We start from the raw sequence: 13,668 nt of genomic DNA, 5'->3' as shown, positions 1-13,668 counted from the left end.
TGCGCGCAAGGAGAAGGAGAGACTACAGAGGAGACATCATGGTTTGGACCCAAAACTACTTTCCGTCCGGAGGCATGGCGCTGTCGGCGCTGATGGCGGCACTGCCGATTATTTTCTTTTTCCTGGCGCTGGCGGTGTTCCGGCTCAAGGGGCACGTCGCCGGCAGCCTGACCGTGTTGCTGGCGCTGCTGGTGGCCACGCTGTTCTACGGCATGCCGGCGGACATGGCGCTGGCGGCCGCGGGTTTCGGCTTCGCCTACGGTCTGTGGCCCATCGCCTGGATCATTATCGCCGCGGTGTTTCTGTACAAGATCACCGTCAAGACCGGGCAGTTCGACATCATCCGCGCTTCGGTGTTGTCCGTGACCGAGGATCAGCGTCTGCAGATGCTGCTGGTGGGCTTTTCCTTCGGCGCTTTTCTGGAGGGCGCCGCCGGCTTTGGCGCGCCGGTGGCCATTACCGCCGCGTTGCTGGTGGGACTGGGCTTTAATCCCTTGTACGCGGCCGGCCTGTGTCTGATCGCTAATACCGCGCCGGTGGCTTTCGGTGCGATGGGCATCCCCATTATCGTGGCCGGCCAGGTGACCGGGCTGGACCCTTTCGCCATCGGCGCCAAGGCCGGTCATCAGTTGCCCTTCTTGTCGGTGCTGGTGCCGTTCTGGCTGGTGATGATGATGGACGGCCTCAAGGGCGTGCGCCAAACCTGGCCGGCGGTGCTGGTGGCGGGGGGCTCTTTCGCCGTCACCCAGTATTTCACCTCCAATTACATTGGGCCGGAACTGCCGGACATCACTTCGGCGCTGGTGAGCCTGGTGTGCCTGACGCTATTCCTGAAAGTATGGCAGCCGCGCGAGATCTTCACCTTCGCCGGCCGCCGCGCGCCCAGCCCGCGCCAGGCTTCCGGCTTTAGTCTGGGACGGATCGCCCGCGCTTGGGGGCCGTTCCTGATCCTGACCGCGTTAGTGACCTTGTGGAGCCTGAAGCCGTTCAAGGCGCTGTTCGCCAAGGGGGGCGCGCTGGAGCATTGGGTGTTGAAGTTCCACGTGCCGCATCTGGACAATCTGGTGATCAAGACCGCGCCGATCGTGGCCGTGGACAAGCCTTACGAGGCGCTGTACAAGCTGGACCTGCTGTCGGCGGTGGGCACCGCTATCTTCGTCGCGGCATTGCTGTCCATTGTGCTGCTGCGTTTCCGGCCGGCGCAGGCTGTCGCCGCCTTCGGTGAAACCCTGGCCGAACTGAGGCGGCCCATCTTGTCCATCGGCATGGTGCTGGCCTTCGCTTTCGTCGCCAATTATTCCGGCATGTCCAGCACGCTGGCGCTGTGCCTGGCCAATACCGGAAAGGCCTTTCCTTTCTTCTCGCCTTTCCTTGGATGGCTGGGGGTGTTCCTGACCGGCTCCGACACCTCGTCCAATGCCTTGTTCTCGGCCTTGCAGGCGTCCACCGCGCATCAATTGGGCGTGTCCGACATCCTGCTGGTGGCGGCCAACACCACTGGCGGCGTCACCGGCAAGATGATTTCGCCGCAATCCATCGCCGTGGCCTGCGCGGCGGTGGGCTTGGTGGGCAAGGAGGCGGACCTGTTCCGCTTTACCCTCAAGCACAGCCTGATCTTTTGCAGCCTGGTGGGGGCGATGACTTACGCGATGGCCTACTTCTGACAGACAGTCTCAAGACCCGGCGGGCCGGTGGTGCCGACCCCGCCGGGTTGAGGCCTGGTTTGTCGTGAGAACCTGTTTACGATCCGCTGCGCTTCGTGAGACGCGGCACGGTGAGTACCGCTTCGAAATGCTCATGTACCACATGACCATTCCGCTTTCTCAGCGGTTTTCGCCTTGTCTTGCTCGTGCTCGCGAGATCGTAAACAGGCTCTTTAGAGAATTTCCTGGTTTTCGCAGAAAAAGCTGATCGAGTCGAAATTGACTTGGGTGACATGGTTGGTGACCGGCACCATATTGATCAGGTGACGGGTGCCGATGTCGAAGATGTGGTATTCGCTGGCCAGGCTACCGTATTCGGACGGCGATTTGGTCTTTTTAACGATGGTGACCGCGTTGGCTTCTCCGTTCCACCCGTAGCTGGTTTTGAACTGCAGCAGACGGTTGATGTAATCGCCGGTGGGCGAATGCAGGAAGAAGTGGATGGTCTCGTTCTTCATGTCCAGGTCGATGAATCCGCTGGTGGTGGCGACTTCGCCGCTGTGGCGCGGGAAGCGCAGCTCGGAGATGCGAGCGGTGCAGATGGTGCGGCTGTCCATGATGTAGTTGCGGCTGGCATAGCCCAGGTAGAGCGCGACCAGAAACAGTCCGAGAGCGATCAGAAAACGATTTTGTTTTTGCAATTGAGATCGCTCCCGTATTTCTTGTCGCACAGATAGCTCGCCGTGCACTTGCCGCTTTTGATGTAGAAGGCGTCGCCGCCGCTTTCCGGCAGCTTGGGCGCGTCGCGGTAGACATTGCCCACCACGAACAGGCTGCGCGCGCCGTCGCGCATTTTATGAATATTCATTTGCGGAATCCACCAAGAGGCATGCCAGCCCAGCAGCAGGCCTAGGGCGATGATAGCCAGCGCGGCCAGTGCCTGGCGGCGATCAATGCGGGCCGGCAAACGCCAGCGGGTTTTGCGACGGTGTGGCGCGGGCGCGGGGCTGGTCTCCAGCGGGCCGGCTTCCGTCGCCGGCGACGGGCCGTCGGCGTCCGCCTCCGCCTCCGCCTCCGGTTCCAGTAAGACGAAGGCGCCGACGAATTGGCAGCCGCGTCTTGGAATGGTCTTGATGATCTTGGGGTCTAGGCCGCTTTTCTCAAGCTGCGCGCGCAGATCGAACACCAGCTTGTGATAGCTGGAGTCTGTGACGATGGTTTTCCCCCATACGTTTTCAATTAGCTCGTTTTTTTCGAACAGCCCGGAGAGCAAGAGCTTGAGCAGCAACGCTTCGTTGTACTTCAAGATGATCTTGTCTTGATCCCAGGGCAGCAGGCTGCCTTCATCAGGGTCGAAGACGACTTTGTCTTCAATATGGAATCTCATTTTTATAATCTTTCTGTCCACGCGAAGGCCGGTATTGGAAAATTTGATATTACGGCCAATAGCGGGGTCGGCGATATTTTAAATTACCCCATAGGTAATTTGCTCTAAATCGATTATAGATAGCAATACCCAACTGCCAAGCTGGCCTTGCCAAGTGGTGCTGCGGGGGAGCCGAAAGGTAAGCGGAAATGACAAGAGCGCCGGGGGCGCTCTTGGTTTGACGTGAAATATTTTCCAACAAAATCCGCTTCTTTTCAAGAGGATGGCTGTCGCCGCAGCGCGGGTCGTGGGCGCGGGCGCGCGGCGAAATCTGCTGGAACTCAGGCCTGTTGGGCATTGCCGCCGGGATGGCGGCGCTGGGGAATGATGCGTATTCGACGTGGCCTGTCCGCAACGAAAACCATGAATTTGGCAAAAGGCCTGAGTAGGGGGCGATGACTACGGAATTGTAGCGTCCCGATTACAGCGCTCCGGCGCGGTAGCGGGGCGGAAAAGGTCCGTATTGGCCAATCCGGCGAGTGCGGCGTTTGAAAATCAGGGGCGGAAAACCGTCAATGAAGATAGGCGGGCGCTATCTAACTAGGATTGGATGGAATAGATGGGGCAGTGAAATGGCGGAGCCGGCTTTTTTAAGCCGGTCCCGCCTTTTTTTCAATGAGTGGATTTAAGCTGTTTGATTTCTTGTTGCGCCAGAAGCAGCTCTTGCTCTATCGCGTTAATTCTTTTATCTCTGCTGTTAAGTTCGTTTAACAGTTGCTCGCTCAGCAATTGGGCCTGGTCCAGGCATAGGATCAGAGCGGAGAGTTTCGCACTGTTGGCGAGTTGCTCCATTAGCGGAGCGCCGGCGTTGGCGTGGTCTTTGTTTTTATATTGCATGCTGAATGATGTTGTGTCGTTATTCAATACATTTAGGCTGACGAAATCGGATTTCGCGCCCACGGAACAGAGTGCAGATCATAGCATGCAGTTTGGATGGATGGGGGCGCAAGGCTTGAGAATTAAGCTTTTTGCCAGGGGTGGTAAGGAATGATAATGATTGATGAGGCAGTTCCGGGCCTCTCTTTGGGGCTGTGTTGGACATTTCCGGTTCTTTCAGGATGGCTATAACGATAATCATTTCTAATGGCTGATAATAAATTGTACTGGTTAAGATAAAGACATTTAGTATCAATGAGGTTAAGCTGACTGCTCATGTTTTTGGGAGGCAAGTGGCCATGTTAATAGCGAGAAATGAAAAGGTATTGGAGGGCTTGGCCCGGGAGCGGCAGATGATTTGGCGGCAAGATCTGGAGAGCTTGACGGTGTATATAGAAAACCTGATCAGAAAAACCAGCGCCATGGGTGCGGTGGTGCCAGGTTTATATCGCGCCTTGAGAATATGCAGTGTCGCATTAAAAGGCGGCGGTGTGGGCGGTAAAGTGTATCTGACGCGCAAAGAGCGTTTGGATATTTATTGGGCGGTAAAATCAGAATCCTTTTCAGTTTGATTTTTGGTCAGTAGTGGCGTGTATTTTTGGATTGGGAAATGAATAGTGTCGCTGATCGGCTTTGTATGTTGTCGGGTATTTAGCATTGCTTTGTTCTGGTGCGGAATGAAAGCGCTGGGCATTGGCGTGTTGATGCTGCTCTTGCATATTGGCAAGGAGAAAGCGTTGAATGCGCCGTTGCGGCGCGAGTGAGCGCCTGCGCCTGGTTTGTGGCAGCAAAGTCAGGCGCGGGTTTCTTCTCGCCTTGCCGGAGCGGGTGTAAGTAAGTAGACATTTTCGGATTGAAATGAAATAGGGCCGCGTTGTGATAACGCGGCCCTTTTGGCGTGAGGAGAATCCGGCCAGTGCAAGCCGGCGTCGCCTAGCGCAGCGGATCGTAAGCCGGTTCTCAGAGCCTGTTCAACGCCGTATCTCCAACGCACGGCAGACTTTGAAGATTCTCAGAGCCTGTTCAACGTCTCGCGAGCAAGAGCGAGACAAGGCGAAAACGGCCGAAAAAGCGGAGTGTACAGAGGGTACATGAGCATTTTGAGGGTGTTTTCAACGCCGTATCGCCGAAGCGCAGCAGACTTTGAACAGGTTCTCAGAATACGCGTTGGCCGGCGCTCCATACCTGGCGCACCAGCGGGATGCCGTCCCGTTCGCGCGCCTGAACCAGATCCGCGCGCTGGCCTAGGGCGACGGCGCCGCGGTCCGCCAGGCCCACCGCTCGCGCCGGGTTGCGTGTGACGGTGGCTATTGCGCGGTGCAGATTCCAGCCCGGCTGGCGGCCCAGCAGATAGGCGGCGTGCAGTAGGCTGGCTGGCACGTAGTCGGAGGACAGGATGTCCAGCAGGCCGTGGCCGGCCAGCTCCAACGCGGCGACGTTGCCGGAGTGGGAGCCGCCGCGGACGATGTTGGGTGCTCCCATCACCGTCATCAGTCCTTGGTCGCGCGCGGCACGGGCGGCGGCCAAGGTGGTGGGAAACTCTGACATGGCCACGCCGTCGCGCACCGCCTCGTCGATATGACTGAGTTCGGTGTCGTCGTGGCTGGCCAGCGCGACGCCGCGGGCGCGGGCCAGCTCCACCACCGCCTGGCGGTGGCGGCCGGCGTATTGCCGCTGCTTGAGTTTGCGCTGTTCCACCGCGGCGAGGAAGGTGTCGTCGTTCCAGCTGACGTTTTTCTTGGCGTAGTACTTCTTGTATTGTGCCAAGTCGCGGTATTGGCGCTGGCCTGGGGTATGGTCCATCAAGGACACTAGGCGCACCGCCGGGTGGCCGATCAAGGGCGACAGAGCGTCCAGCAATTGGGGATAGGCCAGTTCGCAGCGCAAGTGGAACAGATGCTCGGCGCGGAACACGCGCTGGCGCATGCCGGCGTCTATCGCCTCGAAGGCGCTTTGCAGGGTGTCCAGCCGCACGCTGTCGCCTTCCAGATCGCCCACCGACAGGGCGTCCAGCACCGTGGTGATGCCGGCGGCCACGCATTGCGCGTCGTGGGCGACCACCGCCGGCAGCGTGGGCCACAGCACGCCGTTGCGCGGCATCAGGTGTTTCTCCAGATTGTCGGTATGCACTTCCACCAGGCCGGGCAGCAGGTCGTCGCCGTTCAGGTCCTCGCTATGCGGCGGCGGCGCGCTCAGCGGCCGCGAGTGGATGGCGACGATGACGCCGTTGTCGATCTCCAGCGCGCCGCGCTCAAGAGTGTCGTCGGCCAGGATCAGCCTGGCGTTGTTCAAGATCCGTTTCATGCTAGGGCTTCCGGTTTGTTTGCCAGCGGTACTTCAAACACGCGGTGGGCGACGGCGTCGCGGGTGGCCTCGTCGTGGAAAATGCCCACCAGCGCCGCGCCGCGCGCCAGCGCTTCGCGCATCAAGTCGACGACCACCGCGCGATTGGCCGCGTCCAGCGAGGCGGTGGGCTCGTCCAGCAGCAGGATGGGCCGCGGCGCGATCATGCCGCGCGCGATATTGACCCGCTGTTGTTCGCCGCCGGAGAAGGTGGCCGGCGGCAGCCGCCACAGCCGCTCCGGGATGTTCAGGCGCGCCAGCAAAGCGCCTGCCTCGCGCCGCGCCTCGTTGGCGTCCACGCCCCATTCGCACAACGGTTCGGCGACGATGTCCAGCGCCGGCACCCGCGGAATGGCGCGCAGGAACTGGCTGACGTAGCCCAGGGTGTGGCGGCGGGCGTCGGCGATCTCGTGCGGCAGCGCGGCGGCCATGTCCAGCCAGTTTCCGCGATGGCGGATGCGGATGCTGCCGCGCTCAACCAGATAATTGGCGTACAGCGCCTTGAGCAGCGTGCTCTTGCCGGCGCCGGAAGGGCCGGCCAGCGCCACGCATTCGCCGGCGGCCGCTTGCAGCGAGACTTGGTCGAGCACCGGCAGCGTCAGGCCGCCTTGCTGGTGCAGGGTGAAAGTTTTGCTGATTTGCCTTGCGTCTATCAATACGTTCATGGCTTCAGGCCTGCAGGATGGAGGATACAAGCAGCTGGGTGTACGGATGCTGCGGGTCGTCCAGAATTTGATCGGTGAGGCCGGCTTCCACTACGCGGCCGCCTTGCATCACCAGCGTGCGCTGCGCCAGCAGCCGGGCCACGGCCAGGTCGTGGGTGACCATGATGACGGCGATGCCGCTGTCGCGCACCAGTCTTCGGGTCAGGTCCAGGAAACGGGCTTGCACCGAGACGTCCAGGCCGCCGGTAGGCTCGTCCATGAACACCAGCCGCGGATGGGTGGCCAGGCTGCGGGCGATCTGCAGCCGCTGCTGCATGCCGCCGGAGAAGGCGCTGGGCGGGTCGTCCAAGCGCGCGCGGCCGATTTCCACCCGCTCCAGCCAGTCGCCGGCGGTTTGGCGCAGTTGGCCGTAGTGGCGCTGGCCCAGGGCCATTAGCCGTTCGCCGATATTGGCGCCGGCGGAGACGTTCATGCGCAGGCCGTCGCGGGCGTGCTGGGACACGAAGCCCCATTCGCTGCGCGCCAGCCGGCGGCGCTCGGATTCGGCGACGGCGGTGAGTTCGTGTTCGCGGCCGTCGCGTTCGCGAAAGCGCGCGCTGCCGGCGTCGGCGGCCAGCTTGCCGGCCAGCGCGGCCAGCAGCGTGGATTTGCCGGAGCCGGATTCGCCGACCACGCAGAGCACTTCGCCGGCGTAGAGGTCGAAGTCCACGTCGAAGCAGCCGTTGCCGTTGCCGTAGTCCTTGCCGAGGCCGCGGACGCTGAGGAGGGGCGGGGTCATTGCGGATTGTCCTGTGTGTCGCGGCGTTGTCGGCAGTGATCGCTGTCGGAGCAGACGTATTGGCGCGCGCCGGCGTCGTCGGTGATGATTTCGTCCAGGTAGCTGTCGCGTGCGCCGCACAGCGCGCAGGCTTGTTCCCAGCTTTGCGTCTGGAAGGGGTGATCGTCGAAAGCCAGGCTTTCCACTTGGGTGTGAGGCGGGATCGCGTACAGCCGTTTTTCACGGCCGGCGCCAAACAGCATCAGGGCCGGGCTTTTGTCCAGCTTGGGGTTGTCGAACTTGGGGATCGGCGATGGCGAGGCCAGGTAGCGGCCGTTGACCAGCACCGGGTAGTCGTAGCTGGCGGCGATGTGGCCGTAGCGGGCGATGTCCTCGTACAGCTTGACGTGCATCAGGCCGTAATCCTGATGGGCGTGCAGCTTTCGGGTTTCCTGTTCGCTGGCCTCCAGCGTGCGCAGCGGTTCCGGTTCCGGCACTTGGAACACCATGATCTGGCCGGCGCGCAGCGGGGTTTCCGGAATGCGGTGACGGGTCTGGATCAGGCTGGCCTCGGCGGTGCGGGTGGTGGTGGCCACGCCGGCGACGCGGGCGAAGAAGCGGCGGATGTTGACCGCGTTCGTGGTGTCGTCGGCGCCCTGGTCTATGACCTTGAGCACGTCGTCGCGGCCGATCACGCTGGCGGTCACTTGAATGCCGCCGGTGCCCCAGCCGTAGGGCAGCGGCATTTCGCGGCCGCCGAAGGGCACTTGGCAGCCGGGCACGGCCACGGCTTTGAGCAGGGCCCGGCGCAGCATGCGCTTGGTGTTTTCATCGAGGAAGCCGAAGTTGTACGCCCATGGCGCGGCGGTGTTCATGCTTGTTGCTCCTTGGCGGCGTGTTCGCTGCGAAGTTGGCGGATCAGCGAAAGCTCGGCCTGGAAGTCGACGTAATGAGGCAGCTTGAGGTGCTGGACGAAGCCGGACGCTTCGACGTTGTCGCTGTGGCACAGCGCGAATTCCGGCTGCTGAGCCGGCGCGTGCGCGGGTTCGCCCAGCTCCTCGGCGCGCAGGCTGCGGTCCACCAGCGCCATCGCCATTGTCTTGCGCTCGGCTTCGCCGAAGCTCAGACCGTAGCCGCGGGTGAATTGCGGCGGCGCGCTGCGGCTGCCGGCGAACTGGTTGATCATCTGGCATTCGGTCAGGGTGATTTCGCCGATGTCGATGTCGAAGCCCAGTTCCTCCGGGCAGACCAAGACGCTGACTTCGCCCATGCGGATTTCGCCGGCGAAGGGATGGCTTTCGGCGTAGCCGCGCTGGGTGGAGTAAGCCAGGCCCAGCAGCCAGCCCTCGTCGCCGCGCGCCAGGTTTTGCAGCCGGGCGGCGCGGCAGGCGGGGAACAGCAGCGGCTCTCGGGTCAGGTCGACGGGCTCCGGGTCGCCCGGCGGCGGCGTTTCCGGCTCGATCAAGCCTTCTTGCGCCAGGGCGTCCAGCACGCAGGGCAGCCGTTCCGGCAGTGGCAAGTCGGACAGAGCAGGAGCGGGCGGTTCGCTGGCCTGGGCCAGATCGAAGTCCAGCAGCCGCTGAGTGTAATCGGCGGTGGGGCCCAGCACCTGGCCGCCGGGCACGTCTTTGAAGGTGCCGGACACGCGGCGGCGCACCCGCATCGCCGCGGTGTCCAGCGGCCGGCTGGCGGCGAAGCGCGGCAGGGTGGTGCGGAAGGCGCGCAGCAGGAACACGGCTTCCACGCAGTCGCCGGCCGCTTGTTTCAGCGCCAGCGCCGCCAGCTCCTCGTCGTACAGCGAGCCTTCCTGCATGACTCTGGCCAGCGCCAGCCGCAATTGGCCGCGGATCTGGGCCAGGCTCAGCTCCGGCGTCGCCGCGTCGCCGCGGCGCTTGGCGGCCAGCAGGTCCCAGGAGCGGGCGATGGCGGTTTCTCCGCCTTTGACGGCTACGTACATATCAGCCCTCCTTGACGCGGGTGCTGCGCGGCAGGCCGGCCACGCGCTCGCCGCTGATCAGCAAGATGTCCACGCCCAGCGGGAAGCGGGCGTGATTGTCCCGCCATTGCCGCCAGAAACCGTCCGGCGCGCCGTCTATGCCGAAACGGCGCGGCGCGGCGAAGCCCGGACCGCCGGCTTCCACTTGCTCGGCGTTGAAGCCGGCGGTTTCCAGCAGCACGGTGGCGGACCGGTCAGGGTATTCGGGCTCGCCGGCCTTGAGTGCGGCCAGCGGCGGCAGCGGCGCGCCCAGCGGCAGCACCACAAAGTCGGCTTGTTCCGGCGCGGCGGCCAGGCGCAGGCCGGTATGGAAGCGCAGGCTGGCCAGGGTGTCCGCCGGCAGCGGCGGCAGCCAGACGCCGACATCCTGGTCCAGCAGGGTGTAGAGCAGGGCGGCGGTGGCCGGCATCAGGCCGGGCAGCTCCGGCGGCAAGGCCGGCAGCGTTTGCGGCAGCAAGGGTTCGGCCAGCGCGGCCAGCGCGGCGCGGAAGCAGCGCTGGCTGTCGTGGACAGGATCGGCGAAGGCGGCGCGCATCTCATTCCCCCCTGACCAGGGTGAAAAACTCCACCTTGCTGGCGGCGGCTTCGCGCGCGGCGTGGTCGCGGCGCGCGGCGCGTTCGGCGCGCAAGGGCGCGATCCATAACGCCAGCAGCTGGTCTTGGCGCGCCGGATCCTGCAGCAAGGCGTCGGCCTGGGCGATCAACTCGGCGTGTTCGCCGTTGCTGCCCAGCGCCCAGCCGTGGCCCAGGCGGCCTGCTATCCGGCAACTGGCGCGGCTGACGCTGGCTTCGCCCAGATTGAAGCGGGCGCCGCCGCCGCCGGCGCGGGCCTGTAGCATGACGAGTCCGGTTTCGGCGCGGCGCAGCCATTCCACTTGCGGCGCGGGCGGCAGTTGCGGGCTTAGCAGCCGGCGCAGCCGCGGCGGCGGAGTGTGGGCCAGCACGCTGAGCCAGTCTTGTCTGGTCGAGGTTTCCATATCGGGTATTCCCCTGTGCGGTTTCAACAAAAATTCATATAAACGTATAGACGTATCCATGATAATGGCCGGCGACAAAGCGCAAACAGCATGCGGCGATGAAGGTTTTGTGACGATTTGGTGGTGGGGCTAGACCTAGGCCGCCTCGGGGGAGAAAGGATTTGAACGATGATTGAACGCGGTTCCGGCGTCGCCGTTTGGCGGCAGATAGAAAACAGCCTGGCGGAGGAGATCGCCAGCGGGGCGATCCGCGCCGGCGAGCAATTGGCCACCGAGTTGCAATTGGCTCAGCGCTTTCGCGTCAACCGCCACACCATACGGCGAGCGGTGGCCACCTTGGTGGAGCGCGGCTTGCTGCGGGTGGAGCAGGGCCGCGGCACCTTCGTTCAGGACAACGCGATTGATTACGCGATCAGCAAGCGCACCCGCTTTTCCCAAAACATGGCCAGCCAGAACCTGAGTTCGGACATCGACGTCCTGGCCAGCGACACGGTGCCGGCCAACGCGGAGCTGGCCGAGCTGCTGCAAGTGGCGGCGGGCGAGCCGCTGTTGCGCATCAAAACCTTGAGCCGGGTGGAGCTGCGGGTGGTGGATTGGGCGACGATGTTCTTCCCGGCGGCGCGCTTCCCCGGCTTGCCGGAGATCTATCGAAGAGAGCGCTCCGTGACGCGCGCGCTGGCGCATTTCGGCGTGGACGATTACACCCGGCGTTTCACCCGCGTCAGCGCGCGGCTGCCGGACAGCGAGACGGTGGACTACCTGGGCCTGCCCAAAAACCGGCCGGTATTGCATGTGAAGTCCTTGAACGTGGACGCGCAAGGGCGGCCGGTGCAGTACGGGATCACCTGTTTCAACGGTGATTTGGTGCAGTTGGTGATGGAGGATCTCTGATGCGTTACGCGCTGTATTACGCCCCGAGGCCGGACAGCGCCTTCTGGCGCGCCGGCAGCGGCTGGTTGGGACAGGATGCGCACAGCGGTCTGCAAGTGCTGCCGCCGCACGCGCCGGGCCTGGACGCTGAAACCTGGGCGGAGCTGACCGCGGCCCCGGCCCGTTACGGCTGGCATGCCACCCTGAAAGCGCCGTTTTCCTTGCGCGCCGGGGTGGACGAAGCGGCGCTGTTGGCGCGGACGGCCGTTTTGGCGCGCCGTTTCCAGCCCTTTGAGCTGAGTTTGGAAGTGGCCTGGCTGGCGGATTTTTTGGCGTTGCGGCCGATGGCGCCGCCGCCGGATCTGGCCGAACTGGCCGCCGCCTGCGTTGTGGAGCTGGAAGCCCTGGCCGATCGCGAATCGCCGTGGAAGGTGCGCGCCGGCCTGGACGCGCGCCAAGAGCGGCTGCAGCGGCGCTGGGGCTACCCCTATGTGTTCGAGCAATACCGCTTTCACCTGACGCTGAGCGGCCGGCTGACGCCGGACAGCGCGGAGGGGCGGGCGCTGGAGCGGGCGGCGCGCCGGCACTTCGCCGCTTTCGCCCGCGCGTGGGTGGATGGCGTGGCGGTGTTCGTCGAAACGGCGGCGGGCGAGCCCTTCCGCTACCTGGCGCATTGCGGCTTCGACGGCCAGGCGGCGCGCTATGAAGCCTGAACCCGGCGCGTTGTGGTATGTGATCGGCCCATCCGGCGCCGGCAAGGACAGCCTGTTGGCCTACGCGCGGGCGCGGCTGCCGCCTTCCGGCCGGCTGGTGTTCGCTCACCGCTACATCACTCGGCCGGCGGACGCCGGCGGCGAGAACCACGTGGCCTTGAGCCTGGAGGAGTTCGAGCAGCGCGAGCGCAGCGGCTGTTTCGCCTTGAGCTGGCGGCGGCACGGCCTGGCTTACGGCCTGGGGATGGAGGTGACGCTGTGGCTGGATCAGGGCCTGGACGTGGTGGTTAACGGTTCGCGTTCGGCCTTGCCGCTGGCGGCGCGGCGTTTTCCCGGCCTGCGGCCGGTATGGATCGTCGCCAGTCCGGCGGCGCTGGCGGCTCGGCTGGCCGGACGCGGCCGCGAGTCCCCCGAACGCGTGGCCCAGCGGCTGGAAGAGGCCGCCGCGCTGACGCCGCCGCCGGGCGCGGCGGTGTTGCGCAACGATGGCGAATTGGCCGAGGCCGGTGAACGGCTGCTGCGTTTGCTGAGCAAGGATTTGGGCCGGCACTGTCCTTAATGTCTGGAAAACCGGGCCGGCGAGGCCGCGGTCGCTTGCTATAACCGGGGCAGTTCGCCGGCAGCGCGGCGGCGAGCCGCGCGCCGCTTCCGGCTGGCGGGACGCCGGAGAACGTGTTTACGATTTCGCGAGCTAAGGCGAGACAAGGCGAAAACCGCTGAGAAAGCGGAATGTACAGGTGGTACATGAGCATTTCGAAGTGGTTTTCAACGCTGTATCGCCGACGCGCAGCAGATCGTAAACAGGTTCTGAGCGGTGCGCATGCAATGGTCGTCCCGCCATTGGCAGGAGTAATGGACATGGCTTTGCAATCGAGAAACTGGCATGCCTGGCTGAACGCGATGCCGGGCCACCCCAAGAGTTTGCATGTGGCGGGGGATGTGGTGGTGGCCAATCCCGGCGTGGAAGCGGTGCTGACCATGCGCGAGCCGCAGGGCATCAACCCGGCCATCCTGATGCTGGACTTGCATCTGGTGCAGAAGCCCGGCATGTGGCCGCAGGTGCTGGCGGTGGCGCATGCCCGCTATGACCGGGTGCTGCCGCCCGGCGCGCCCAAGTATACGGCGGTGGAAGTGCTGCACAATAACGAGCGGGTGGCTTATATCGAGCCTATTCCCGAGATAGTGTAGACGGCGGCGGCGGCCTGGCAGGGCCGCCGCATGCTTAGACCCGCTAACAAAATCCCTGATCCTGTGTTGCGCCTCCTTGTCGTACTACGGGTACTGCCTGCGTCGGCGCGCCTTGGCTCAGGTTCTCTGCGAGGTTTTGTTAGCGGCTCTTAGAATGTGTTTACGATCTCGCGAGCTAAGGCGAGACAAGGCGAAAACGGCTGAGAAAGCGGAA

Annotated in this window: 17 protein-coding genes; 7 read left to right on the top strand and 10 right to left on the bottom strand. The window is 63.8% G+C overall.

What is annotated here, in order from left to right; all coding sequences use genetic code 11:
- Positions 1-35: 35 nt before the first annotated feature.
- Entirely contained in the window at positions 36-1,664 is a 1,629-nt protein-coding gene (locus MOV80_RS09080; RefSeq protein ID WP_107733068.1) for a lactate permease LctP family transporter, read from the top strand.
- Positions 1,665-1,876: 212 nt separating this feature from the next.
- Here MOV80_RS09080 and MOV80_RS09075 read toward each other — a convergent pair whose 3' ends face one another.
- From MOV80_RS09075 to MOV80_RS09065, 3 genes are all read right to left on the bottom strand, one after another.
- A complete protein-coding gene (locus tag MOV80_RS09075) occupies positions 1,877-2,344 on the bottom strand; it encodes a hypothetical protein (protein ID WP_019103496.1) in 468 nt (155 codons plus the stop codon).
- Positions 2,320-3,030: a winged helix-turn-helix domain-containing protein gene (locus MOV80_RS09070; RefSeq protein WP_107731936.1), complete on the bottom strand. Its 711-nt coding sequence runs from the start codon at positions 3,028-3,030 to the stop codon at positions 2,320-2,322. Before MOV80_RS09070 ends, MOV80_RS09075 begins: the two co-directional genes overlap by 25 nt.
- Positions 3,031-3,681: 651 nt before the next feature.
- On the bottom strand, positions 3,682-3,969 hold the full coding sequence (locus MOV80_RS09065; protein ID WP_141113286.1) for a hypothetical protein: 288 nt from the start codon (positions 3,967-3,969) through the stop codon (positions 3,682-3,684).
- A 275-nt stretch (positions 3,970-4,244) separates the two neighbouring features.
- Between MOV80_RS09065 and MOV80_RS09060 the strand changes: the two genes are divergently transcribed.
- Complete coding sequence (locus MOV80_RS09060) at positions 4,245-4,517, top strand: hypothetical protein (protein ID WP_107731937.1); 273 nt, start codon at positions 4,245-4,247, stop codon at positions 4,515-4,517.
- Between the two features lie 45 nt (positions 4,518-4,562).
- The gene (locus tag MOV80_RS09055) at positions 4,563-4,709 is read left to right on the top strand and encodes a hypothetical protein (protein WP_157222177.1); all 147 of its coding nucleotides are present in this window, start codon (positions 4,563-4,565) and stop codon (positions 4,707-4,709) included.
- 391 nt (positions 4,710-5,100) lie between these two features.
- Here MOV80_RS09055 and MOV80_RS09050 read toward each other — a convergent pair whose 3' ends face one another.
- The 7 genes from MOV80_RS09050 to phnG are packed head-to-tail and all read right to left on the bottom strand — an operon-like array spanning position 5,101 to position 10,683.
- A complete protein-coding gene (locus MOV80_RS09050; protein WP_081575198.1) occupies positions 5,101-6,249 on the bottom strand; it encodes an alpha-D-ribose 1-methylphosphonate 5-triphosphate diphosphatase in 1,149 nt (382 codons plus the stop codon).
- Complete coding sequence (gene phnL, locus MOV80_RS09045) at positions 6,246-6,953, bottom strand: phosphonate C-P lyase system protein PhnL (protein WP_043633422.1); 708 nt, start codon at positions 6,951-6,953, stop codon at positions 6,246-6,248. The genes MOV80_RS09050 and phnL overlap by 4 nt, the downstream gene beginning before the upstream one ends.
- Positions 6,954-6,957: 4 nt before the next feature.
- Entirely contained in the window at positions 6,958-7,731 is a 774-nt protein-coding gene (gene phnK / locus MOV80_RS09040; RefSeq protein ID WP_043590169.1) for a phosphonate C-P lyase system protein PhnK, read from the bottom strand.
- Entirely contained in the window at positions 7,728-8,585 is an 858-nt protein-coding gene (locus tag MOV80_RS09035) for an alpha-D-ribose 1-methylphosphonate 5-phosphate C-P-lyase PhnJ (protein ID WP_081555273.1), read from the bottom strand. The genes phnK and MOV80_RS09035 overlap by 4 nt, the downstream gene beginning before the upstream one ends.
- Positions 8,582-9,667, bottom strand: a complete 1,086-nt coding sequence (locus tag MOV80_RS09030; protein WP_118268081.1) for a carbon-phosphorus lyase complex subunit PhnI — start codon at positions 9,665-9,667, stop codon at positions 8,582-8,584. The genes MOV80_RS09035 and MOV80_RS09030 overlap by 4 nt, the downstream gene beginning before the upstream one ends.
- A gap of 1 nt (position 9,668) precedes the next feature.
- Positions 9,669-10,241: a phosphonate C-P lyase system protein PhnH gene (phnH, locus tag MOV80_RS09025; RefSeq protein ID WP_043590162.1), complete on the bottom strand. Its 573-nt coding sequence runs from the start codon at positions 10,239-10,241 to the stop codon at positions 9,669-9,671.
- Position 10,242: 1 nt separating this feature from the next.
- Positions 10,243-10,683: a phosphonate C-P lyase system protein PhnG gene (gene phnG, locus MOV80_RS09020; RefSeq protein WP_019103505.1), complete on the bottom strand. Its 441-nt coding sequence runs from the start codon at positions 10,681-10,683 to the stop codon at positions 10,243-10,245.
- Positions 10,684-10,851: 168 nt separating this feature from the next.
- Here phnG and phnF point away from each other — a divergent pair, with 168 nt between their 5' ends.
- The 4 genes from phnF to MOV80_RS09000 all read left to right on the top strand — a co-directional run bounded on the left by phnF (position 10,852) and on the right by MOV80_RS09000 (position 13,454).
- A complete protein-coding gene (phnF, locus tag MOV80_RS09015; RefSeq protein WP_118268080.1) occupies positions 10,852-11,574 on the top strand; it encodes a phosphonate metabolism transcriptional regulator PhnF in 723 nt (240 codons plus the stop codon).
- Positions 11,574-12,266, top strand: a complete 693-nt coding sequence (locus MOV80_RS09010) for a DUF1045 domain-containing protein (protein WP_249605062.1) — start codon at positions 11,574-11,576, stop codon at positions 12,264-12,266. The genes phnF and MOV80_RS09010 overlap by 1 nt, the downstream gene beginning before the upstream one ends.
- Entirely contained in the window at positions 12,256-12,825 is a 570-nt protein-coding gene (gene phnN, locus MOV80_RS09005) for a phosphonate metabolism protein/1,5-bisphosphokinase (PRPP-forming) PhnN (RefSeq protein WP_249605061.1), read from the top strand. Before MOV80_RS09010 ends, phnN begins: the two co-directional genes overlap by 11 nt.
- Before the next feature lie 299 nt (positions 12,826-13,124).
- Positions 13,125-13,454 carry a hypothetical protein gene (locus MOV80_RS09000; RefSeq protein ID WP_039756159.1) on the top strand — a complete coding sequence of 110 codons (330 nt, stop codon included), beginning with the start codon at positions 13,125-13,127 and terminating at the stop codon, positions 13,452-13,454.
- The last annotated feature ends 214 nt before the right edge of the window (positions 13,455-13,668 follow it).

Origin of the sequence: Chromobacterium sp. IRSSSOUMB001, from assembly GCF_023507765.1 — a bacterium.
Taxonomy (GTDB): Bacteria; Pseudomonadota; Gammaproteobacteria; order Burkholderiales; family Chromobacteriaceae; genus Chromobacterium; species Chromobacterium haemolyticum.
This window is presented reverse-complemented; position numbering and strand designations above follow the sequence as displayed.

Bases quoted from the DNA above. Each gene is read 5' to 3' on its own strand.
- phnK (WP_043590169.1), bottom strand. From the start codon at position 7,731: ATGACCCCGCCCCTCCTCAGCGTCCGCGGCCTCGGCAAGGACTACGGC.
- phnN (WP_249605061.1), top strand. From the start codon at position 12,256: ATGAAGCCTGAACCCGGCGCGTTGTGGTATGTGATCGGCCCATCCGGC.
- MOV80_RS09060 (WP_107731937.1), top strand. From the start codon at position 4,245: ATGTTAATAGCGAGAAATGAAAAGGTATTGGAGGGCTTGGCCCGGGAG.
- MOV80_RS09010 (WP_249605062.1), top strand. From the start codon at position 11,574: ATGCGTTACGCGCTGTATTACGCCCCGAGGCCGGACAGCGCCTTCTGG.
- MOV80_RS09030 (WP_118268081.1), bottom strand. From the start codon at position 9,667: ATGTACGTAGCCGTCAAAGGCGGAGAAACCGCCATCGCCCGCTCCTGG.
- MOV80_RS09000 (WP_039756159.1), top strand. From the start codon at position 13,125: ATGGCTTTGCAATCGAGAAACTGGCATGCCTGGCTGAACGCGATGCCG.
- MOV80_RS09035 (WP_081555273.1), bottom strand. From the start codon at position 8,585: ATGAACACCGCCGCGCCATGGGCGTACAACTTCGGCTTCCTCGATGAA.
- phnG (WP_019103505.1), bottom strand. From the start codon at position 10,683: ATGGAAACCTCGACCAGACAAGACTGGCTCAGCGTGCTGGCCCACACT.
- phnL (WP_043633422.1), bottom strand. From the start codon at position 6,953: ATGAACGTATTGATAGACGCAAGGCAAATCAGCAAAACTTTCACCCTG.
- phnF (WP_118268080.1), top strand. From the start codon at position 10,852: ATGATTGAACGCGGTTCCGGCGTCGCCGTTTGGCGGCAGATAGAAAAC.
- MOV80_RS09070 (WP_107731936.1), bottom strand. From the start codon at position 3,030: ATGAGATTCCATATTGAAGACAAAGTCGTCTTCGACCCTGATGAAGGC.
- phnH (WP_043590162.1), bottom strand. From the start codon at position 10,241: ATGCGCGCCGCCTTCGCCGATCCTGTCCACGACAGCCAGCGCTGCTTC.
- MOV80_RS09050 (WP_081575198.1), bottom strand. From the start codon at position 6,249: ATGAAACGGATCTTGAACAACGCCAGGCTGATCCTGGCCGACGACACT.